Source organism: Gilliamella sp. HK2, assembly GCF_001690265.1.
GTDB classification, from domain to species: Bacteria; Pseudomonadota; Gammaproteobacteria; order Enterobacterales; family Orbaceae; genus Gilliamella; species Gilliamella apicola_C.
Map to the genome: position 1 here is coordinate 1 of NZ_LZGV01000027.1, position 22,853 is coordinate 22,853.

Annotated in this window: 24 protein-coding genes; 4 read left to right on the forward strand and 20 right to left on the reverse strand. The window is 31.8% G+C overall.

Annotation, left to right across the window (positions count from 1 at the left end):
- Positions 1-181: 181 nt before the first annotated feature.
- The 8 genes from trbJ to A9G45_RS02810 are packed head-to-tail and all read right to left on the reverse strand — an operon-like array spanning position 182 to position 7,571.
- Complete coding sequence (gene trbJ / locus A9G45_RS02775) at positions 182-949, reverse strand: P-type conjugative transfer protein TrbJ (protein ID WP_065566806.1); 768 nt, start codon at positions 947-949, stop codon at positions 182-184.
- 11 nt (positions 950-960) lie between these two features.
- Positions 961-2,304: a TrbI/VirB10 family protein gene (locus A9G45_RS02780; RefSeq protein WP_065566805.1), complete on the reverse strand. Its 1,344-nt coding sequence runs from the start codon at positions 2,302-2,304 to the stop codon at positions 961-963.
- 8 nt (positions 2,305-2,312) lie between these two features.
- Positions 2,313-2,735 carry a hypothetical protein gene (locus A9G45_RS02785; protein WP_065566804.1) on the reverse strand — a complete coding sequence of 141 codons (423 nt, stop codon included), beginning with the start codon at positions 2,733-2,735 and terminating at the stop codon, positions 2,313-2,315.
- Complete coding sequence (gene trbG, locus A9G45_RS02790) at positions 2,732-3,616, reverse strand: P-type conjugative transfer protein TrbG (protein ID WP_065566803.1); 885 nt, start codon at positions 3,614-3,616, stop codon at positions 2,732-2,734. Before trbG ends, A9G45_RS02785 begins: the two co-directional genes overlap by 4 nt.
- A gap of 17 nt (positions 3,617-3,633) precedes the next feature.
- On the reverse strand, positions 3,634-4,314 hold the full coding sequence (locus tag A9G45_RS02795; protein WP_218057010.1) for a VirB8/TrbF family protein: 681 nt from the start codon (positions 4,312-4,314) through the stop codon (positions 3,634-3,636).
- 32 nt (positions 4,315-4,346) lie between these two features.
- Complete coding sequence (locus tag A9G45_RS02800; protein ID WP_065566824.1) at positions 4,347-6,908, reverse strand: VirB4 family type IV secretion/conjugal transfer ATPase; 2,562 nt, start codon at positions 6,906-6,908, stop codon at positions 4,347-4,349.
- 2 nt (positions 6,909-6,910) lie between these two features.
- Positions 6,911-7,204, reverse strand: coding sequence for a conjugal transfer protein TrbD (locus A9G45_RS02805; protein WP_065566801.1), 294 nt, complete (start codon positions 7,202-7,204; stop codon positions 6,911-6,913).
- Between the two features lie 16 nt (positions 7,205-7,220).
- Positions 7,221-7,571, reverse strand: a complete 351-nt coding sequence (locus A9G45_RS02810; protein ID WP_081297796.1) for a TrbC/VirB2 family protein — start codon at positions 7,569-7,571, stop codon at positions 7,221-7,223.
- 144 nt (positions 7,572-7,715) lie between these two features.
- Here A9G45_RS02810 and A9G45_RS02815 point away from each other — a divergent pair, with 144 nt between their 5' ends.
- Positions 7,716-8,276 (forward strand): recombinase family protein, encoded by a 561-nt coding sequence (locus tag A9G45_RS02815; RefSeq protein WP_065566799.1) that lies wholly within the window; start codon positions 7,716-7,718, stop codon positions 8,274-8,276.
- 38 nt (positions 8,277-8,314) lie between these two features.
- Here the strand turns inward: A9G45_RS02815 and A9G45_RS02820 are convergent, their stop codons facing one another.
- The 8 genes from A9G45_RS02820 to A9G45_RS02855 are packed head-to-tail and all read right to left on the reverse strand — an operon-like array spanning position 8,315 to position 18,504.
- Complete coding sequence (locus A9G45_RS02820; protein WP_065566798.1) at positions 8,315-10,729, reverse strand: zincin-like metallopeptidase domain-containing protein; 2,415 nt, start codon at positions 10,727-10,729, stop codon at positions 8,315-8,317.
- Positions 10,730-10,740: 11 nt separating this feature from the next.
- Positions 10,741-10,938, reverse strand: coding sequence for a hypothetical protein (locus A9G45_RS02825; protein ID WP_065566797.1), 198 nt, complete (start codon positions 10,936-10,938; stop codon positions 10,741-10,743).
- A 22-nt stretch (positions 10,939-10,960) separates the two neighbouring features.
- Complete coding sequence (locus tag A9G45_RS02830; RefSeq protein ID WP_065566796.1) at positions 10,961-12,973, reverse strand: DNA topoisomerase 3; 2,013 nt, start codon at positions 12,971-12,973, stop codon at positions 10,961-10,963.
- Positions 12,970-13,491: a conjugative transfer signal peptidase TraF gene (gene traF / locus A9G45_RS02835; RefSeq protein WP_065566795.1), complete on the reverse strand. Its 522-nt coding sequence runs from the start codon at positions 13,489-13,491 to the stop codon at positions 12,970-12,972. Before traF ends, A9G45_RS02830 begins: the two co-directional genes overlap by 4 nt.
- Positions 13,491-15,395, reverse strand: a complete 1,905-nt coding sequence (locus tag A9G45_RS02840; protein ID WP_065566794.1) for a type IV secretory system conjugative DNA transfer family protein — start codon at positions 15,393-15,395, stop codon at positions 13,491-13,493. The genes traF and A9G45_RS02840 overlap by 1 nt, the downstream gene beginning before the upstream one ends.
- Positions 15,395-17,572 carry a TraI/MobA(P) family conjugative relaxase gene (gene traI / locus A9G45_RS02845; protein WP_065566793.1) on the reverse strand — a complete coding sequence of 726 codons (2,178 nt, stop codon included), beginning with the start codon at positions 17,570-17,572 and terminating at the stop codon, positions 15,395-15,397. Before traI ends, A9G45_RS02840 begins: the two co-directional genes overlap by 1 nt.
- On the reverse strand, positions 17,553-18,128 hold the full coding sequence (locus A9G45_RS02850; protein ID WP_065566792.1) for a hypothetical protein: 576 nt from the start codon (positions 18,126-18,128) through the stop codon (positions 17,553-17,555). Before A9G45_RS02850 ends, traI begins: the two co-directional genes overlap by 20 nt.
- 31 nt (positions 18,129-18,159) lie before the next feature.
- A complete protein-coding gene (locus tag A9G45_RS02855) occupies positions 18,160-18,504 on the reverse strand; it encodes a plasmid mobilization protein (protein WP_065566791.1) in 345 nt (114 codons plus the stop codon).
- A gap of 274 nt (positions 18,505-18,778) precedes the next feature.
- Here A9G45_RS02855 and A9G45_RS02860 point away from each other — a divergent pair, with 274 nt between their 5' ends.
- Genes A9G45_RS02860 through A9G45_RS02870 form a run of 3 tightly spaced genes read left to right on the forward strand, consistent with a single transcriptional unit; the run spans position 18,779 to position 20,265 of the window.
- On the forward strand, positions 18,779-19,108 hold the full coding sequence (locus tag A9G45_RS02860) for a TraK family protein (RefSeq protein ID WP_065566790.1): 330 nt from the start codon (positions 18,779-18,781) through the stop codon (positions 19,106-19,108).
- Between the two features lie 9 nt (positions 19,109-19,117).
- Positions 19,118-19,846: a nucleotide-binding protein gene (locus tag A9G45_RS02865; protein ID WP_065566822.1), complete on the forward strand. Its 729-nt coding sequence runs from the start codon at positions 19,118-19,120 to the stop codon at positions 19,844-19,846.
- Positions 19,843-20,265 (forward strand): hypothetical protein, encoded by a 423-nt coding sequence (locus A9G45_RS02870; RefSeq protein WP_065566821.1) that lies wholly within the window; start codon positions 19,843-19,845, stop codon positions 20,263-20,265. The genes A9G45_RS02865 and A9G45_RS02870 overlap by 4 nt, the downstream gene beginning before the upstream one ends.
- Before the next feature lie 271 nt (positions 20,266-20,536).
- Here A9G45_RS02870 and A9G45_RS02875 read toward each other — a convergent pair whose 3' ends face one another.
- From A9G45_RS02875 to A9G45_RS02890, 4 genes are all read right to left on the reverse strand, one after another.
- A complete protein-coding gene (locus tag A9G45_RS02875; protein WP_065566820.1) occupies positions 20,537-20,791 on the reverse strand; it encodes a Txe/YoeB family addiction module toxin in 255 nt (84 codons plus the stop codon).
- A complete protein-coding gene (locus A9G45_RS02880) occupies positions 20,784-21,047 on the reverse strand; it encodes a type II toxin-antitoxin system prevent-host-death family antitoxin (RefSeq protein WP_065566819.1) in 264 nt (87 codons plus the stop codon). Before A9G45_RS02880 ends, A9G45_RS02875 begins: the two co-directional genes overlap by 8 nt.
- Positions 21,048-21,109: 62 nt before the next feature.
- Positions 21,110-22,057, reverse strand: a complete 948-nt coding sequence (locus A9G45_RS02885) for a ParB/RepB/Spo0J family partition protein (protein ID WP_065566818.1) — start codon at positions 22,055-22,057, stop codon at positions 21,110-21,112.
- 1 nt (position 22,058) lies between these two features.
- Positions 22,059-22,850 (reverse strand): ParA family protein, encoded by a 792-nt coding sequence (locus tag A9G45_RS02890; protein WP_065566817.1) that lies wholly within the window; start codon positions 22,848-22,850, stop codon positions 22,059-22,061.
- Positions 22,851-22,853 lie beyond the last annotated feature (3 nt).

Here is a 22,853-nt window from a genome sequence, read left to right on the forward strand (position 1 = left end):
CAAAAAAGCCACAGCGCATTATTTAGTAAAACATCTTGCCATGAACTAGCAACAGCTTTGTACTTTTCTAAAACTTTATCTAGTATCCCTTTATTATCTATATCTGCTAGTACATTATTTGAAAATGAAATTAATAACAGAAAAATGGAAAAAAAATATTTATGTCTCATTCTGATCCACCTTATTTTAGCATTCCTAACATTCCTTTTGACGCAGACGAATTTCCTAGTTTGCTTGCTGCTCTTAATTTCTTAGATATAGCCAATTCTTGAGCATTTTTATTATTTTCGGCCGCTTCTTTTGTTATTAATGCATTATATTGAGAAACTAATAATGCTCGCATTTGCATGAGTTGATTTGCCTGATTACTAGCTAGTTGATTACTATACTGAAGCGCCGCCATCTGGCCATCAGCGCCTCGTACCGCATTTTGTAGCCGTGTTAGCTGTTTAGCATCGTTGTTCAACGCTTTTTGCTGATCTCGTATTGCAACAAATGCAGCCTCTTGGCTTTTTCTTGTTGATTCAATATTAAACTCATTAATTTTATTGATATTTTCTAAATCAGCTGCTGTACATTTACCATCATTTATACACGGCATTGTTCGATAACTATTTACGTTTTTAAACTTATCTAAATATTGTTCAAATGAACCGATTTGATTTTGATAATATTCTAATTTTTTCATAGCATTATTTAGATTATCTATCGTCTGATTTGCTTTATCCCAGATTTCGAATGCCGGACCAGCAGTATTTCTTAATTGATTTTCATACTGTTGCAATTGAGTTTCATATTGTTCTATTTGTTTCAGTGTTTGATTGATCGCCTCCATTGCACTTAATATATTTTGAGCTAAATTTCCAGCGTCAATAACAGGAATACCCGCTGAACTCAAATTAATATTTAACGCAAAAATTAGAATTATCATATTAGCTATTCTTTTCATATATACCATCCTTAATAGTCAAATGATTTATACGGCTTAGAAAAAACCATATCTTTCGTAACAACAATATTAAATCTATAACCTGGGCGAACTTCTATTGTCGGGGCAACATTCATATTTTTATTAATCAACTGCATCGTAGTTTGTCCCAGTTGTTGCCCCAGAGCTTCAGACAGTGCACCACTAGCAGAACGATCGTCGTTATGTTTATTTTGACTGTGCGAAATACCCGCAGTTACGCCAGATAAAAGCACTGCTGAACCAAAAATACGCATATAATGATTATTAACCATATCATTAAGACCAGAATATCCTGCACTGTCCGTTCCCGGCATTGAACCTATATCTAACGCTTTGCCGTCAGGGAAAATAATACGTTGCCATGCGACCATAGCCCTAGCTTGACCAAAAACAACTTCACTACTATAAAAACCATTTAAACGAGAACCTTGTGGAATTAAAAGATATTTACCTGTGGCTGTGTCGTAGATATTCTGCGAAACTTGGGCAACAATCTGCCCGGGTAATTCAGAGTTTATACCTGAAATCAGTGTACCGGGTATAACAAAACCAGTGCGTAATAAATATGGAGAAGATGGAACTTCAACTTTATTCTCTAATTGCCAACCTCCTTGATTTTGTTTGTTATCTGAATCAGGTAAAGATTCAACGTCGCTTATTCCTGATTCTATAAATCCAATATTTTTTACCATTTCCAGACGTTGTTTATATACTTCGGTTAAATCCCCAGATGAATTGGATGCATTATTTATTTTTTGCCTAATTGCTGCAATTTTGTTTAACATTTGTTCTCTGCTTTGAACACTATCATTAGAGCTATAATTAGTCATTCCAGAACTGGATGGAGCAATATTATCTACCGCTGTTTTAGATCTTATCGATTGCTCAAAAAGTTGCATTTTAGCCATTTCAATACGCTCCCGTTCAGAACTTGTTGTAGTATCAATCGAAATTGGCAACGGAGGATTTTCAGTTGTTAAAATACTTATTGAAGTGTTATCTATTATTTGTTTATCTGAATCTGGGAAAGGTGGTATCTCAGATTCAGGTGAAATAATAGAAGATGAAATAATAGGTTCTGTTTTATTAGATGGAATAATGCCATCTGTATGTTTGCTCGTTAATTCATATGCAAATGAATTAGAATTGTTTGACGTTATTTTTGGCGATTCATCTTTAATATTTGACTGATTAGCTTTTTGGCTTGCAATAAAAATCATCACTAATAGAAATGCAATAACAATACCAATGATAATCAAAATAGGATTACGATTTACTCGTCTTGTACCAACTCCTGGAGATGAATTTGGCTTCATCATATCTTTATTTGTCATATCTTCTCTTATTCCTGCTTAGTCCAGAACCCCAAACTGATAGCTTTTCCATTTTTGACTAAAAAACATTTAGTCAATGGTTTACCATCAATAAATAAAATTACTCTATAAGTATCTTGATCTGTTTTATCAATTACATAAGCTAAAGATATTCCTTCAGATTCTTCATTATTGAATGATTGATAAATAGCGTAACCTGCATTTTTCAGTTTTTCATGTAATACAATTCCAAAAGCATCATTATTAAATTCGTGCGATAATTTAAGACGTGAAGTTCCTGGCGGATAAAGAATTGATAGTTGTGTATATGCATTTTCAGCAAACACTTGATTATAGTCATGTGATATCTTTGTATAATTACCATATTTCATACCAGAACATCCTGAAAGAAAAATGCCCAAAAATGATATTAAAATTAATAATTTTTTCATTTGTCATTCCTTACAATAGTTACTTTTGTTTGATTTGAACCAACACCTGTTATGAGAATCGCCTTATCAAATATAGAATCGATAATATACCTATCACCTTGCAAACGATAATTAACCATTACTTCGTCATCAGAACTAAATAAACCCTTATTATTTCTAATCACTAAAAGTGTAGGAGCTTCTTGATTTGTCATTGATTTAGGCATTTGAATAATTGTTTTTATGTTATCGTTATACACTCGAACTGGTTTCCATGATGCAGAACCTGATATTGTGTAATCAAAATTCAAATTAGGGAGATACTCGTTTGTTTCAGGAATTGTATTATCTTGCTGTTTTTTATCTGATTGTCTTTTAAGCATATCCCATTTTGCAACCGCATCTTCTGGATAAACAAAACTAACAGCTGGCATATATTTTGTTTTATGTGATTTCAAATTAATATTATATGTACGCAAATTTGTTGCTATAAATAAGGATGTTTCAATACCAACATCATATGGTTTTATTAATACATGTATAATTTCACCAGCTCCACTTCCCGACACTGCCGGTTCTATCCCCCATCTTCCTGCATCTCCGATGTGAATGCCATTAACTTGTTCACCGGGTTGTAATGCTAGATCACATACACGCATAACAGCACACACAATACTAGTTTGTTGAGCGCCAAATAAATATTTAATTGCTCCATCTGCCCCTTTGACCGGTTTCATCCCAGATAAAGCATCATTTCTCCATTTGTCTGCAAGTAATATTCCTGCTTTTTCTTGTTCAGTTAGGACTGGATCATCATTATAAAAATAAGTTTCTGCTAGTTTGTCCGCAGAAAATACACTAAATGAGCAAAATGAAAAAATAATGATTAAAATTTTTTTCATAATTAAATTACCTTTTGTTAATTAAGTTCAGACCAAGAAAAGTCACGTATATATATATCGGCTGGGTTATTATTCATTTCATCTAAAGTTTTAGATGAAACCGGCTCAGCTTGATACACTGTCACTAATGCACGCATATTAAATGGTTCTCTCAAGAGATCCCCTTGCCGATCTCTTATTGATTCAACCCATTCAATTTGCCAAGTACTATCTGTCTGCTGAAGAACCGATTTAATCTCAACATTAACAACCTCTTTTGCTGCTCGTTCAAAAGGAGTTTCTTTTTTCATCCATTCATTCATTTTTGTAATAGCCGGATCATTATCACTAAGCATCGAATAGACTTTGAAGATAGCTTTTTTTTGCATAGAAACGTCAGGTGTAACCATTCGAGAATAAAAAATATAATCAGAAACAGCTGCTTGATATATGATTTTGGATGGCTCCGGGGCTGGATATGCAACACCACTTCCAGTAACTCTCCCAGAAGAATTTTGTTCAACGATATAAGGAATATATTTTGATTGTGAACCAATATAGATAACACCGCCTGTTGCGCATAGTGCTATCAATAATGATATTAGTGCCGTAACTTGCCAGATAAGCCTACTTGATAGTAAAGATCCCGTGTATGAATTCCATACTTTTTTAGCGTTCAAATATGGATTTGATCCGTTTGATTTCCGCTTTTTACTCATTTCTTTACTTTTAAACAATTTAGAAAAAAAAATCATGCTGCGTTACCTTTAATATAATGTTTAAAATTGACACCTTTTTTCTTCAACCATTCATCTACCCATTCATTGCCAAATTCTTTTTCTAGTTTTTTTATTTCAGATACCGATTCTTTATCTGATGCAGCAACGAATGACAATGCTAACGGTCCTAACGCTAGCTCATATAACCGCCTACCATTGGGTGAAACTAGGTAATATTGACGTTTAGGAATTGCTCTTGAAATAATATCGATTTGTCGAGAATTAAGACCCATGTGCTGATATAATTTTGATGTTTTTTCATCGTTAGCAGCTATATTCGGAAGAAATATTTTAGTTGCTGTTGCTTCAACTAAAACATCTAAAATTCCAGAGTTTTCAGCATCTGAAAGACTTTGTGTAGCCATAAAAACAATTGTGTTTGCTTTTCTTAGTACTTTTAACCATTCCTTAATTTTATTTCTAAACTCGGGATGAGCTAGCAATAACCAAACTTCATCTAAAAATATTATTGCAGGTTCACCATTTAACGACATTTCTATACGTTTAAACAGATATAGTAAAACTGGTAATGCATATTTATCATCCAAGTTCATGAGCTCTTCAATCTCAAATACCGAAAAATCAGAAAGTAAAAGTCCGTCTTTTTCAGCGTCTAACAAATATCCCATCGAGCCATCGATTGTATATTGTTCTAACGTTTCTCTAATTTCGTTATCTTGAATTGCATGTGTAAAATCAGTAATAGTTCTACCACCATTTTCGTGCATATTAACCAACGTTTTAGCGATCTCATTTCTTTGTTGAGCTGTAGTTTTCAAACCATTTAACGCCAAAATGGTATCTATCCAGGATGCTGCCCAAGCACGATATGATCGAGAATCTAAAAACTGCAACGGACAAAAACTCAATTTGTTATCATCAGATCCAATTTCGAAATGAAGTCCACTTTTACCCTGAGTTTTTGCTCTAATTCCGGCTGCCATTGCATACAGAGAATTCCCTTTATCAAATGCAAAAATTTTCATTCCTTTATATCGTCTATACTGAGCAACAAGTAATGCTAAATGAGTTGATTTACCAGCACCAGTCGGACCAAACATGATAGAGTGACCTAAATCTCCAACATGGAGGTTTAGCCTGAACGGAGTTGAACCTGATGTGACAGTGTACATTAAAGCTGGAGAGTTTTTGGGGTAGAATGGACACGGCGCTTTTTCACTTCCTGACCAAATTGATGATGTCGGTATTAAATGACTGAGGTTTAAAGAGTTAATTAGTGGACGTCTAATATTCTCAACACCGTGACCAGGTAAACTGCCCAAAAATGCGTCAACAGTATTGATTGTTTCTATGCGAGCAGAAAACCCTAATTTGTTAATTGCCTTTTTAATTATTTCTACATTATTTTCTAATATCTCTCTGTTCTCATTAGTCAAAACAACAACACTAGTATAATATCCACCACAAACCAACCCACTTTCTAACTCAGCAATAGCATCTTCAGCATCATTAACCATCAATGATGCGTCTTTGTTAACTCTTCCAGAACCAATATTGAAAACTTGATCGAAAAAACCTCTAACTTTCTGTTTCCATTTTTTTCTAAATTTATCTAAATGAGAGATGGCTTCATGTTTATCTAAAAAAATAAAACGATTAGACCACCGGTATTCGCACGGCTGTTCAGCTAGTATAGATAAAATACCAGGTGAAGATTCCAGCGGAAATCCGTCAATGGCAACGATTTTAATAAATTTATTCCCCAATTTAGGTATAACGCCAGAATAAAATTCTTTGTTACCTATTAGTGAATCTAAAAAAATTGGAGTACTGGGTAAAATAACAGGATGATTTTCACCTGTTATACAAAATTGTAACCATCGCAATTGATCATCATAAATAATAGTTTTATTATCTTCTGTAATTTCTTGATGCGTTAATAATTGCCGTATTTGTACAACAGCAGATAAGCTTGATTTTATGTTATTACATTCACGCTTAAAATTTTCTATTACTAATTCACCACTAATTTTATTTTTTGCCTCTTTTTCATCATCATCAAACATCATTTCAACAAATTTCTGTTGAGCAAGAACTGGAGGTAAATATGTAATTGTGATAACAAAATATCCGTCATACATTTCACCAAGACCATTGAAAAATTGTCTGCGTTCTTCATCTATTGCTGCACATAAAATATCTGGAAAAAAAGAATCTGATTGTTTTGAATATTTATCAGCAGGGCGACGAACAGCATCAACATGAATCATCCAGCCATTTCCAAGCCTATAAAGTGCCTGATTAATTCGTAATGCAATATTATCTCTCTGTTTTTGAGTTGCACTTGCATTATCTTCACCTTTATAAATGAAAGATGACATTAGCGACCCATTCTTGTTAAGAATTATTCCTGGTTCAATGACAGATCCATAATTTAAAAGATCGACAAAACCCTCATCTTCTGAACGATGTTTTATTAATTTATCAGTAAAGTTTTTTCTAACCTGATAAAATAATATAATCAACAACGTGATAGACAATAATGATGTTATAATTACGATCGATTGTAACAAGTTCATGAATAGCTCCTCCTGTTTTTTCTAAAAGGAGTGCTACGAGCTGGATAATATTTTTTATATTTTCTATGTCGTAAATAAATTTGTCTCATTTTTGGATCCGATTTTGCTATTAAACGTAAAACGAATAAAGAAAACAGCCATAATCCAATACCAAAAAATGTTGCAAAAATATCTTGTGCGCTAAAAATTAGTGCAAATGAACATAATCCAGACATCATAATTAATTCTCTGTCGCAATCGAGAAATAAATTTTCTCTATTGCCAGACCTTCTTATCGGAATTTTTTGCATATAGTTACCTATTTAATTAATCAAATAAAAAAAGAAACCATTCTTTAATAGATATATTTGATAAATCAGCACCACGACCAAATAGCGTAGCCATCATATTATTTGCGCCAACAATAAAAGCCATCACAAGTACAATGAAAACTAATGTTCTAAAAAAGCCATTCATATCTCCGCCAAAAATAAGTACACAACCTGCAACGATGATTCCGATAATTGAAACAGAAAAAGAAACTGGTCCTGTCAGTGAATCTCTCAATTTTCCGAGCCAGCTCTCGTATGGTAATCCCCCCCCGCTTCCTTGTGCAGCAAATGCATCATTGAAAAAGAATAGAAACACCAATAAAAATGTTATCTTCAATATATTCATATTATTAAAAACGGTCGTTTTTAATAATGTGGTTTTTTGATAATTCAACATGTATAATTCTTTTATCAAAACTCATTATCAAAACTCTACATTAAAAATAGAAAACACTAATGAGTAATGAGAATATTAATGGAGGAGTAATTAATGCTAAAAATCGGATACGCAAGAGTATCAACACATGATCAAGACCTAGAGTTACAAATTCATGAATTAAAGAAATATGGATGCAATAAAATATTCACGGATAAAATATCTGGCTCAAAGATGGAAAGACCTGGTTTTAATGAAGCTCTAGCATTTTTAAGAGAGGGCGATATTTTAGTTGTCTGGAAACTGGATCGTCTTGGTAGAACAATGAAAGGGTTAATAGATCTAATTGAAAACTTAGAAAAAAGGAAAATCGACATTTGCTCATTAACTGACAATATTAATACAAAAGGCTCTACTGGCAGATTTTTTTTTCATATAATGGCAGCTTTTGCTGTTATGGAAAGAGAGCTAAATAGAGAAAGAACCAGGGCAGGATTAGAAGCAGCACGACGTGCTGGAAAAAAAGGAGGCAGACCTAAATTGATGACAACAAAAAAAATAAAAGCAGCTCAGAAGTTATTAGCTGACGGAATGCCAGCTAAAGAAGTGGCTCAAATTATAAACGTTTCACTGCCAACACTATATAGATATTGCCCAGCGTCTAATAATTACTAAAAAAAAACCCAAAATTATTGGGTTTTATTGAAAATTAATTAATTAATTTTCAATTTCTGACTTTTATGATTTATATTTTTCTGTTGCTGTTGCTGTTGCTGTTGCTGTTGCTGTTGCTGTTGCTGCTGTTTTTCAACATTAACTTTTATGGCTATTTTTATCTGCCGTTCAATCGCATCTTTCCCTAACACTGATTTAGTTGCTAAATCATTAAAATCAGTCAATTTATTTTCACCTGGTGCAAAAATAGGAAATATAGATTTACCGTTTACAGCGTCGGCGGCTTCAATTGCTTTGGTTTTTCCGGGATTGATGCCCTGTTTTTCGTCAAGATATCGATCATCATCCCCAGCTATAATAATTGGCTTAGTTGGAAATTTTTCATGTAATGATTTAGCTACACTTTTTAAATTGCCAGAATCAAATGCCGCTACAGTTGAATAACCCACAACTTTAGTTATTGTTGCCGCCGTTGCATAGCCTTCAGAAATTATAATAACAGGGGCATTTTTAAGTGCCTCTTGTCCACCTATCACATGGAAACATCCTGTTTTTTTGCCACCTTTTTCAAATCTTTTTTGACCATCTTCGTTAATATATTGAGTAGACCATTGTTTACCTGTCGAATCATAAGCAGGGATATATGTAATTTTATTTTCTTTATCCGTTGCTATACCAGGATAAACATCAATTCCTTTGCTCTGAATATACGGTGTTGGTTCTTTCAAAACAGGTAATTCAGAGAATTTATTCATCACCGATTCAGCAACTCTTTCATACATTTCTGCTTGTTCCTTTTCCCTTAGCTCTTTTCGGATTGCAGCTTCAGCTATCAACTTAGCTCTTTCTTCGTTAGATAAATTATAACCTTTTGCTTTCCATTTCATTTCTGCTCCTGTTCTATTATTTTTAATATAACCTGCGGGATGACCGTCCAAAAACGCTTTGTAAAATCCTGCTTTCTGTCCATGCTTATCGCCTTCTGTTTTTATTCTATGATTCTGCCCATCCATTATTGGATGTTCCCCATCAACAACACAGCCGATTGATTGCAACACAAGAGTAAATTCTTCTCTGGGTGACATTGTCTGTTGTATATTATTAATATTTTCTGGTATCCAAGCTTTTAATTTATCCAGATCAGCCCCCGGTTTTGCAAACCATACTTTGTTCGCTTTATCCCATTCAATAGCACAACTACCATCATTTAGTTTTCCAGCTAATTTTTTAGCTACATTTTTATCTTCAAATGGAATCGCTAAAATCACGTTTTCCTTAGCTAAATTTTCCTTAGCTAAACTTTGTCCCGGTATCCAAGCTTTTAATTTATCCAGATCAGCTCCTGGTTTTGCAAACCACATTTTCTTATCTTTATCCCAAGAAATGGCACTTTCTCCGTTTCCAAGCTTACCAGCAATATTTTTAACTGTATTTTTTTCAGAATACGGTATATTTAGCCAAGTAATCTCTTTCTTTTCAGTTGTATTCATATTTTCATGGATTAAATTTGATTCATCTAATTGTTTTTCAGGTAGTGAAATTTCCTTATTTTGTTCAATTATTTGTTCAAAACCTAAAACATAATTTTGAATTTTTTCAGCATCAGATGCAGCTCTAAAAAGCTCCTTTGGGTCGTCCTGTAAAATTTTAATCCAATGCCCTACATATGCTATATGTTGAGATGGATCATGTCCTATATTTAACTCATTCCCCAAAATCATACTTGCAATTTCAGCTCGCAATTCCTCTTTAGCGTATCCCTCACTACCAAAAGGATTTTTCAAATCTCGATTTAATCGTGATTCTGCACCTGTCCAGTGTCCCAGTTCATGTAGAACTGTTGCATAATATTTATCATTTGAATTAAAAAGTTCTTTAGCCGGCAAATGAATCTCGTCTTTTTTTATAGAATAATATGCTCTATTTTCATCATGAAATATTTTAGCCCCAGAATTTTTTAATATTGTTTCCGCTCTATCAATGGGATTCCAAGTTATTTCTTCGTGTGTAGGCAGTGGTGGTAAATTATCAATTTGTTCAGCATTAAATACATTTGCATAAAAAACCCTGGGTTTATCTAAGGGTACTTCTTCTTTAACTTTTTTTCCATCTTCATCTAGTATTGGTTTACCGTCCTTGTCTAATTTATCTTGTAACTCTGTAAATTTCCAATATTGAACTGGTGATGATTTTTGACCTTGTTTTACTTGAGCATTAAGACTTTGAGCTTGCTTGTATGTCAACCAACGAGGATCTTTATATCCTTTATACATGCTTTGAGACATTAAATTTAATGTATTAATCCCTTTATATCTTTTACCCGTAATAGGATTATAGGGTAATGTTCTTCTTTTATCTTCATGCCAGGGTACTTGCCATGGTGCCGTCCCTTGCTTCAATTGTTCAATTATTTTTTCAGCGACAGTTTCAACAAACGATTTCTTATTTTCCATTATACCCGTCCTTACTTTCTACTTTCTTCTGCATCATGTAACGAAATAGCATCTTCTTTAAATGCTCCCGCCAATTCAGCTTCTTCAGGATCAAAAGATACATCCATAAACATGGCGTCATCTAATTTTTCATCAACAACTTCATTTTTAGTATTTTTATTTCTAATTTCTTGCTCAGGAATATTTGTTAAATCAGTATTGTTATTCATATATAAATATCCTCATATTAAATTATTGTTTAGGTCTGCCTTTATTATCAAAATAAATCTTTGTACATTCAGGAAATCCTGAACAACGCCAATAAAATGATCCCGCTTTTTTCCCTGGTAATCTAGAAAGCCCTTTACCACAACAATCACATTTGTGAATCTTTGAAACTTTCGGTATATTACCGACTTTTAAAATACCCTCTTTAGCGTTTAACACTTGTTCTTTTATGAAGTTTTCTTGTTTTGATAAAAAATCAGTGACGTTAAAAGTATTTTTTTCTATCCCTTTCAACATTCGTTCATAAATTGCCGTTAAAACAGGATTTTTTACAGAATTAGGCAATGCATCGATAAGTTCCCTGCCTAGTTTTGTGCTAATCAACTTTTTACCATCTTCTTTGATGAAACCTCTGCGAACTAGCTCACTAACAATAGTCGCTCGAGTAGCTTCGGTACCTAGCCCATCTTCTTCTTTTAAGATTTTTTTATGCTCTGGATCATCTACATATCGATGAATATTAGACATAGCATTAATTAACGTACCATCTGTGAAATACTGTGGAGCTTTCGTTTTAAGCGATTTTTTGATTAGTTCACTACACACAATTGAATCATTTACATTCAGTTCTGGTAATGATTGTTCTTCAGTTTTTTCATTCGTTTCATATTCTTGGTACACCTCTTTCCAACCATTTATAGTTACAACATTACCTGACACGACAAATAACTCTCCGGCAATATCGATATCTATTGAGGTTCGCATGTATTCGTGAATAGGATAAAATTGTGATATATAAGATCTAACAATTAGGTCATAGATATTTTTTTCCATTTGAGATAATTTCGATGGATCACCATGATGGAGTGTTGGGATAATTCCGTGATGAGCGGTTGTTTTAGAATCATTCCAAGTTTTGGATTTAATTTTATGATCAGCTTGTTCAATTATAGTTCTGTAATGAGGGTTGATTTTGCCTAAAACTGATAAAATATCAATTGCGTCATTAAACTGAGACTCTGGTAAATAGCAACTATCAGTTCTCGGATAACTAGTTAATTTATGTTTTTCATATAGACTTTGGCACGAATTCAAAACATCTAATCCTGAGTACCCAAATTTATTAGATGCAACCAGAGTTAGAGCAGATAATGAAAAAGCAGTTGGATGATATTTCTTTTTTGGAGTTTTTGTGAAGTTTTTTACAATCCCTTTTTTATTTTTAATATTAGTTATAACATCATTAACCTTTGCTTCATCAATTAAACGCAATTCTTCATCTAACCCTAGTTGTTCTTCTTTCATTTTCCAGGATGCAATGAAGTTCCTATTGTCATAGTTCAATTTTGCATCAATAGAGTAATGTGATATTGGTTTGAAATTTTCAATATCACGATCTCTCTTAACAACTATTGCTAGAGTTGGTGTTTGTACTCTACCAACAGTCAAAAGGACCCTCGCCCCCCCTTTTTGTGCCTTTAATGTAAATGCCCGGCTCAAATTCATTCCAATCAACCAATCCGCTTTATCTCGTGCTGAGGCAGCTATACCATAATTAGCATATTCAATATTATCTTTTAATGTTTCCAATCCTCTTTTAACAGACGTTGTATCATTTGCATTTACCCAATAACGCAAAACAGGCAATTGATTATTAAAATACTTTAACACCTCGTCAACAAGTAATTGCCCCTCTCGATCGGGATCGCCTGCATGTACTATCACAGAAGATTTTTTTATCAGATATCCTATTATTTTCAACTGTTCTTCACATTCACTCTTAGGAATTTTAATCCAATCCCGGGGAATGATAGGCAAGTCTTCTTCTCTCCATACCTTAATACCATTGCTATTTTTAGGTATATCATCACTTAAATAATAATCCGGTTCTGCTGATTCGAGCATATGACCAAAACACCAAGTAACCAAATTATCTTGACCACAAATTAAATAGCCATGTTTCTTATCAGTGACACCGAGTACATCAGCAATAGCTTTTGCTACTGTCGGTTTTTCAGCTATAAATAACCTCGTCATTTTTTCTCCTCATTAAAAATAAAAACAGGTTTAACTACACTAACAATATTTTTTTTATCTATAATTCCGAAATAACGAGCATCAAAAGATGTTTTACTGACATCAGACATCAATAAAACCTCTGAATCACTAAGCACTTTATTTATTGCTATTTTATTCATTACTCGACCTTGTAAATCTCTATGTAACGGTACGCTTAAGGGTAGGAATTTTCCATTTATAAAAACACCATCAGTAGAAATGGTTACATGGTCACCTTTTGTTGCTACAATTTTTTTCATCAGAAAACCGTAACTACCAGGGCAAAACCCAATATCTATATAATCACGACTTCTGGCTTCTTTAAAAATTTCATTTTCGGGTGGACAAAAAATAACGTAGTCATATTTATCAGCTGCCTTATTAACTGTTCTATAAACTCCAATTGGGATGCTTTTCGTTATGTTAATTCTGTAACCGCTAAAATAAATAATTATAAAACTAGCAGGAATAATAAGAATAATTGTTACAAGTTTCATTATTGAATCCTTATTTCATCCGTTGTTTCCTTTCTTAATATGTCACTTTCAGCGGGAGCACCTACTTGTGAACGTGCTAAAAAAACAGGGTCTTTAAAAAACAATGGTTGTACTCCATAAATAGCTGGATACCCTGCAACATAAATAATCATGTCTCCTGGTTCGATGATATCTCCAGCAGAATTCTTAATAGGACCTTGCATTCGCATACATTCATCAGCTGTCAATAGTGGTCTTTGTACTTCTTGAATATGGCGTGAAACATTACTATGAAAGATACCAACTCTTTTACCACTTGTTGTAATGTCTTCTTTTACTACAGTTGTTATACCTGTCGTTTTTGACAGATGCTCTGCTGTTTCAATTCTATTTGGCGGAAATGCATTTTGAATGTGACAATTTGAAGTAATAGTTTCATCTTTGCCGTAACCTGTTTTTTCACTTTTTAGCTGATTAATATCTTGGCAAATTAAATAGAACTTAATTCCATACCCCGCCAGAAATGCTAAAGATTCTTGAAGAATTTCTAATTTTCCTAAGCTTGGGAATTCATCAATCACTCCCAACAAACGATGTTTATAAAGTTTTTTAGCTCTACCTTTCACAAACTCCATTTTGCCTGCATTGATACGAATTATCATATTCATTAATATTCTAACCAACGGACACAATCTAAGTTTATCAGTAGGTTGGGTAATGATATATAAGCTAACAGGCGTGTCATAATTCATCAAATCCTTTACTTTGAAATTTGAAGAATTAGTATTTTTTGCAACAATTGGATCTCTATATAAAGCCAAATAACTTTTTGCTGTAGAAAGAACTGACCCCATTTCTTCTTCGGGTCTATCAATCATATCTCGTGCTGTTGCCGCAACAACAGGATGAACTTGTTCATGACCATCTGGGAAATGCTGATATGTCAACATTTCTTGCCATAGCTCTGAATTACTTTGTTCTGGATTTGCTAAGATTTTATCAAGTGTAGATAATGATGCTAATGTGCATTCATTTTTAGATTTATATAATAAATGAATAATTAATCCTACAAGCAAAGATTGACTTGTTTTTTGCCAATGGTCCCTTAAACCTTTGCCGTCGGGATCAACAATTAAGGTTGCTAAATTTTGAGCATCACCAACCTCATACTCTGTATCTAACCTGATCTCATCCAATGGATTCCAACATGCACTTCCAATGGCTGATGCGGGTTCAAATTTAATAACCTTATTATTTGCGTATTTCTTTCTCCATCCAGCTGTCAAAGCCCATAATTCACCTTTTAAATCAGTTATAACAGTACTTTCAGCCCAAGATAATAATGTGGGTATAACTAGTCCAACACCTTTACCACTTCTAGTTGGCGCATAAGTTAGTATGTGTTCAGGTCCATTATGCCGTAGATAATGAAAAGTACCGTGATCATCAACCCAAGCTCCAACGTATACTCCGTCAGACTTATTCTTTTTAAGAAGTTTATCTAATAGCCGATCTTTAGGAATTAGCCCTGCTGCTTGAATATCTTTTTTAGCAGCCCACCTTGCTGAACCATGCAGATTTTTATTGGCTTTGCTTGAATTAGCAGAAATAACAGAAATAATCGATATTCCTAAAATTCCCAGTGAAGAAATCACTAATCCAGGTGCTGCTGCATGATAAAAAAAATCTTGATATTGTGCACTCCATTTGTATCCCCATTCAACGATACTCCAGGGATAATAAATATGGTTAAAGTTATCCCCCAAGGCTGGATGATAATTTAATTTATGAGCAAAAAATTGAGTGGATGTTTGCAATCCCATAGTAACAGAAATTGCAACTAAACTAGGTTTTAGAATTTTATTTTTTTTTATCTTTTTTCTACAGCCGACATTTAAATTATCTATTTTGTCTATTTTTACCATTATCTTTTAACTCTTCGTGTTGATTTTATATCAAACCCCCCTTTGTTAATCGTTACAGAATCACCACGTGAACATTTACGTAACTTGTACTCAATGGCTTTGTCCACAGGAACCACAGCAATATTATTATTGTTAGTTTCAAATAATGCCAACGCATGATTATTTATGTATCTCATTCCACTATAACGAAAAGAGGAACCAAACTCCAATTCATTATAATGTATATGCTTTTTTATATCGAATATTATTTTGGCTTTTTCATTTCTCTCATTTATATATTTATTAGCAGCTATAATAGAATCGTTTTCTACTTCATATCCAAATATTTTAACTACTCTTGAGCTAGAAGAATTCCATCGCATAGAATTAAAACATCGGGTTCCGTTGTTTTCCATATTATTACTTGCATTATTCGACAATAACATTTTACTTCTTCTTTCGATGCTAACCAAAGAGCATTCGGACAGACTTCGCATATTGTAGCTTCTGACGGCAGACGTCTTTCCGGTAACTCTTCTAATGTTGATAATTCCTGATACGGTATTCCCCTTTCGTCTTGTTCTTGTTGTGGTTCTTGTTGTGGTTCTTGTTGTGGTTCTTGATCTAACATCATTAGGGCAGCTTCGATTTCCCGTTGTTCCTGTTCGTTGTTTATCATATTTACCTCTTAGTAAAGAATTTTTGTAGTTTTCTAGTTCTGAATCTGAAAACGTTACATTAATATTTTTATCAACTACTGTATTAATTATTTTCCTTTTAAACTCATCACTCCCCGATATTTTTAAATACGAACCATACCGATATTTAGCAATCAAAATAGCAGCTTCTAAACCATTTTCTGTTGAATTTGATATTGAAATACTAGCTCCACTATCTTTAATTTTTGATGTAGCAACACTATAAATAACACTGCCATTTTTAGTTACATTGTCGATTTTTAAACCCGGTATAATCTCTTTATATGCACGTTGTTCAGAATAAATACTATTATTTTCATTATTATTTAATTTTGAAGTTCTATTTCTTAACACAGAAAGTACTTCTTTATCCCCTTTTTGGGCTTCATTTTGTAACCATTCCAACCAAGATAAAGGCTTTACATTTTTAGCCGCTAAAATATCTTCATGATATGTTTTCTTAATTTTTTGAATATCGTTTAATAATGTTGAATAAATAGATTTGTATAGAATCTTTTTAAAAGGATTGTTTTTTGTGTGCTTTAATAGATTACGTTTTAATTTTGCTTTATTCTTTGCTTCTTCAATCAATCGATCTCTCTTAACTCGAGCATTTTTATACAACTTATTTTTTTTCTGTTTCAGCTCTTCTTTATTATTTTTATATTTCAAAAATAATTCTGTCGTATCAATTCTATTTTTTACTGGTTTCTTTGTATAAGTTCTTAAACAATCATAAGCACCATCATTAGGTGTATATGCCCCAAATTTTTTCTCTAGTCTTGATTTAGAATAACCCACAGAACTACCTTTAACTGTAATTCCAGAGCCTATATCTTTGAAAACCAATCCATTCCCTTTTAGCTTAACTTCTAATCCATTTTCATTCAAAACAGAATGTAATTCAGACCACGTTTTAGTATCAGATAAATTTAAATCAGATATATATGTCATGAGACTTTCAATACCCGTAATTTTTTCCATGTCGTTAGCAGCACTTTGACCACGAGTATTTTTATTAATATGATTATCTTTTTGGAGATTATATTTATCTTCCAGTTCAGAACAAATTTTTGCACGAGTATAATAATCCCTATACGGTTCATGCAATGTTAGTTTATCTGGATGAATTTTATTGATAGCAACATGTATATGTAAATTATCAGTATCATTATGAACAACACTAATTCGTTGGTGTTCTTCATACCCTAAAGATTTACATATATCATTTTCAATATTTTTTAACACTTCATCTGATGGCTCTTCACCTTTTCTAAAAGAAATTAACAAATGATAAGTTTTATCAGATACGGATCTTGTATTCAGCTTCTGTGTCGCAGATATTTCAATCTTAGCCCAATTTAAATTATCACTTTTACAATTAGTAATAGTTATATTCTGAACCCTGTTATCCTTATTCTGAGTATCAGTGATATAATCGACTAATCGAGAAAAACTACTTTTTGTTGCACATTGCATATTAATTTTTTTCGAAAGCATTTATACCCTTATTATTAAAACTTTCATTAGCAATTTGCATGATATTACTTGTTAGCAATTCATCTTTATAATGAAATGTTGATAAATATAACTCAATAACAGAACGTACATAGATTAAAAATAAATAGTCAATATCTTTCTGAACATCTTTTTCAAATTTGTATGGAAAAAAAGAAATGGGCGTTATTCGTTTATGCATTGCATAATATATATAAAAAGAACCTTTTATATCTACACTAGTATCTTTAAAAATTTTTGGCATTGTTGATTTTATAATTTGAAAAACTCTTGACGGTGTTAAGTTCATTATAAATGCAATATCTTTAACAAAAACATAACTATGTTTTAAATAGATAATTAATAAATTACGTAAAAATGATTCAGATTTTATAAGTTTATTAAATTTCTCACTTGAAAGATCTGTAATACTATAAAACAATGAGCTAACATCCATCCCAATTATATTATTTATAGATGAAACATCTAATTTACGAGGTTTCACTAGTAACTTGTTATCATATGCCATTATTTTTTTAGGTCTTGAAAATGATGTCATTCTTATTCTTCTCCATAAATAATTTTAGCCGCTAAAACTTTAATGTTTTTTCATATAATTCATTCTGTATAATACTAATTTTAGTCAACAATTCATCAATCGTATTTTTATTAAAGCACTTTATTTTTTCATCATTTGTTAACCATAACTTTAAAAGCCCACCTAGCCGCCCCAAGTCAGCATTAATTTTAACTAATTCTAATATACGTTGCTGATCTACTATCCCTCTAACTTCAATATTTAACCCCAACTGTCGTAGAAATGATGATGTAGATAAACCATGTTTTTTTGCATTTGAAATTATCATTTCCTTTTCTTCAGGGAAAACCCAAACTTTAATTGGAGTTGTATTTCTTCTTGCTTTATTAGATTCCATTTTGTTCCTTAAAAGGCGGTAGCCGATACCTCGTAGAGCAGGACTAACTCGTTGAACGTAGTGAATAAGAGTTAAGTGAAATAATTCCACATTTTCAAATGTGGGACTATTTCACCTGTCCTGCCCCTTTTTTTTTGTATTTAACGCCAATAAAAAAATTATTTTAATACGATATAAAGTATTATATACAATATAATGCAAAAAAATAAATTTTTTTTATATAAAAAAAGATATAATATATCGAATATATTGAATAAATATAGGTAATTTATAAATGACTAAAAATCTTAGTCAGCGAATAGCTGAAAAAGTACGGAATAAGAAAAACACAAAAAAAGCAAAAAACAGAGGAGATTTTTTAGTACATAAAACAGATATAGAACAAGCAATTATTGATGGCTGGTCAGTAAAAATAATCTGGGAAACATTAGTTGATGAAAAAAAAATATCTGTCAGCTACCCAGCATTTAATAACTATGTAAATAAGTTAATTAATAAGAAAACTAGAGAAAAAATTACAAATATAGAAAAAAATTTAAACAAAAACCAAAGGGTAGACGGTTTCAATTTTAATTCAAACCCGAATAAAGAAGATCTAATTTAAGGAGATTAAATGGCTAAGATACACATGTTATTACAAGGGAAAGGTGGGGTCGGAAAATCGCTTATTTCATCGATTCTAGCTCAGTATATTCAATATAAACATAATATACTACCGTGTTGTATTGATACTGATCCGGTTAATTCAACATTTGGCGGTTATAGATCGTTAAATGTAAAAACTCTACATTTGTTAGAAAACGATGAAATAAATACTCGAAATATTGATACATTAATCGAATGGATAGCAGCAACAAACATTGATGCAGTGATAGATAATGGTGCCGCTACATTTGTTCCACTAGCTCATTATATCATTAGTAATCAAATAGCAGATCTATTAGAAACAATGGGGCATAAATTAATAGTACATACAGTTATCACTGGAGGACAAGCTCTCGTTGATACAATTAATGGTTTCGCTCAATTAGTAAAACAATTTCCAGAAAATATAGAATTTGTGGTGTGGTTAAACGAATTTTGGGGAAAAATTGAAGCACAATCTAAAAATTTTGAAGAAATGAAAGCTTATAAAGACTATAAAAATAGAGTATCAACAATTATAAGAATTCCATCAGTCAAAGAAGAAACTTTTGGTAAAGATATTTCTGAAATGCTAAAAAATAAACAAACATTTAAAGAAGCAATTGAGGATAAAAATTTATCAATTATGAGTAGGCAACGTTTAAATATTTACAAAGATAAAATATTTACACAATTAAATCTAATGGCGGATATATGAATAAAGAAGAATTGATAAATCTCATAGCAAAAGAAAATAATGTAATGCTTGGAAAGGATGATCCTATTTTGATGTTAATAACAGCAAATGATTATTTGATAAAGGAACTCGAATTAAGTTTATCAAAAATTCTAGCTGAAAATAGAACACAGTTAGAACTTAATTTTTCTCAATATGATGAATCAGTTAAGAATAATGCCGAAAAAATTTTAAATGCAGCTTTAATAGCAAGTAAAAAAACGCTTACAGATCACATTACGGAATCAGCAACTGAGTTTAAAAAATTAATAAATGATGAAATTTTAGCCGCTAAAATTGATATTGAAGTTGAAAGTAAAAAAATTGGTTTTTATTCAAAAATTAATTTAACACTACTTATTTTTATAATGTTACTTATGATTTTTATATATTTTAGCTAATAAGCAGGAGATGAACAATGAAAACAATAGGTTTCTTTATCAGTGTTATGTGTTTTTTGATAATTGCTTGGCTTTGCGAATATACGGAATATACGAAAAGAAGCGTATTCTTATCACTGGTTATGTGATGATGGCGTTACCTATATAAATAATTTTAATAAATAGTTAGCATAAAAAAACCAACTTTAACTAGTTGGTTTTTTTATTTGTCAGAGGCTTTTTCTACTAATTATGGAAACATTCTACATATTTAGTTAAATTTTGAAAATTTTTAATAATGATAACGGCAAGATATAATTAAAATGTAATTATTTTCAATTTTATAAACTAATCTATGTTCAGCATCAATTCTTCTTGACCAGTAACCCGATAAATTCGCTTTCAATGGTTCGGGTTTTCCCTTACCTGTGAAATGTGTCCTACTTATATCTTTTAATAATTCATTTATTCTATTAATAATTTTTTTGTTTTTATCTTGCCAGTATAAATAATCACTCCAAGCATCAGATGTGAACAATTTATTCATTATTCAACTCATCCTCTTGTAGTTTGTGTAATTGACCATTCTTAACTTGTTCTAATGAATTTAATAAATGTCTAGCATTAGCAGCAGAACGAAGCAAATATGCAGTTTCTTCTAAAGCAGAAAAATCATCGTATGACATTAAAATACAATTTGCCCCATTTTGCCTAGTTATGAGTGTTGGAGTACGATCATTTACAACTTGGTCCATTACAGTTGCTAAATTTGCTCTAATAGAAGTATAACTAATATGTCTCATTAAAATATCCTCATTGAATTAACACACAAACATTGTACAGGAAACCTGTACATAGTCAATTATTAATCTTCAATTATTGATATTAATTTTAAATTATTTAACTCCGCTTCAAATTCTTCTGAATCATCATCATTTATTAATTTAATCCATCCTAGCCCTTTTCCAGGTTCTTTATTTAAAATTAATTTTGCAGATTTTCCCTCATATTCAACTATCACAGTAGATTTAAATTTTTTGCTTATTTTGTTTTCCTTATCTTTAGAATTTTCTTCTGGCGCCGGATCTCTACTTTCAAGTTCAGGTTCTTCAGACTCTTGTTTTGTATCTAAAAATTCTTTAAATAATTTAAAAGAATTACGATTAACATCAGTTTCATTATCAATCCAATTATCAACTTCAGCTGGATGTTTTTTATGTAATGCAGATAAATCATTTAGCAATGTAACATCATTACATTTATTTTGTTCAAATAGTTCAGAGATAGCTACCGGTAACGCCAATAATGCTGAATATTGAGTTATAAAAGAATTTGATTTACCTAAGGTTTGAGCTAGTTCACTTTTCTTTTTTCCTTGTTTAAGCTTTTTTCCGATCCAATTCGCAATTTCTTTCGGATGTAAACTAGCATTTTGAATATTTTCAACCATTTGATCATCTTCAATTTCATCTTGATCAATATAATTATTATCAATTCTAGCCCGTATTTTATCCATATTACCCAACATAGCAGCCCTATAACGGCGTTCTCCCATCACGATAATATAACGACCATCTTTTTCTAAATTCGGTCTTACCACAATAGCTTGCTTATTACCTCTTTGTTTATTTGTTTTCGGGTTAACATAAGTCATTGATAAAGAAAGATTTTTTAACTGTTCTTCATCAAAAATTTTTCTGGGTTGATCGGGATCAGGATCAATCAAATTAAGATCTAACCAAACTTCTTGATCAACCATATCATTGTTTAATAAACTTGAAACATTTTTTAAGTTACCTAACAATTTATTCATTTTATATTCCCGTTTTATCTAAAATATATTTACATAATGATTTAATTTCTTTTGATGCTTGCCGAGCGGCGCTTTTATTAACACGCCACACCGGAATTTGTTCATCACATGCTTCAGCAATACTATCTCTTGAATGAATTTTCATCGGCGTTAACATTTCAGGTATCCCATCTAATAAAGTTTTGTAATTATTTTTTTGACGTGGCTTTTTGAAATCAACTCTGCAAGGAAGAATACCTAAAAATTTGATATTTTTAAAATTTGATAACGTTAAAATTGTTTTTTCGATTCCCATTATACTGTATTTTTCACATTCAATAGGTGATATAAGAAAATCAATAGATGACATAATAGCAGCCCACTTGACACCAACTGCTGCTCCGATGTCTATAAAACAAATATCAAAATGATTAGATAAAAACTCTATATTTTTCTTGAAATTAAAAATAGCAGTATTTAAATTCATTTGTTCAATATCAACTAATAGATCACTGGCTTGAATTAAAGTTAAGTTATTAATGAGTTTCTTTATACTAGCTTTACTCATTTTCGTTGGTAATTTTGATAAATCGACGTTTTTTTCCGGTTTTTCGGAAATATTATTGATAAATAGATCGCTGGCAGTAACATTATTAGATGAAAAATATTCTAATGAAAAAGAGGTATTTCCCTGAACGTCTGCATCAATAATAACTGTTTTTTTACAAATTTCGGCAAAATAATAACCACAATGAACAACACTAGATGTTTTCCCAACCCCGCCTTTTTGGTTTGAAAATAATACAATCTTCATAAG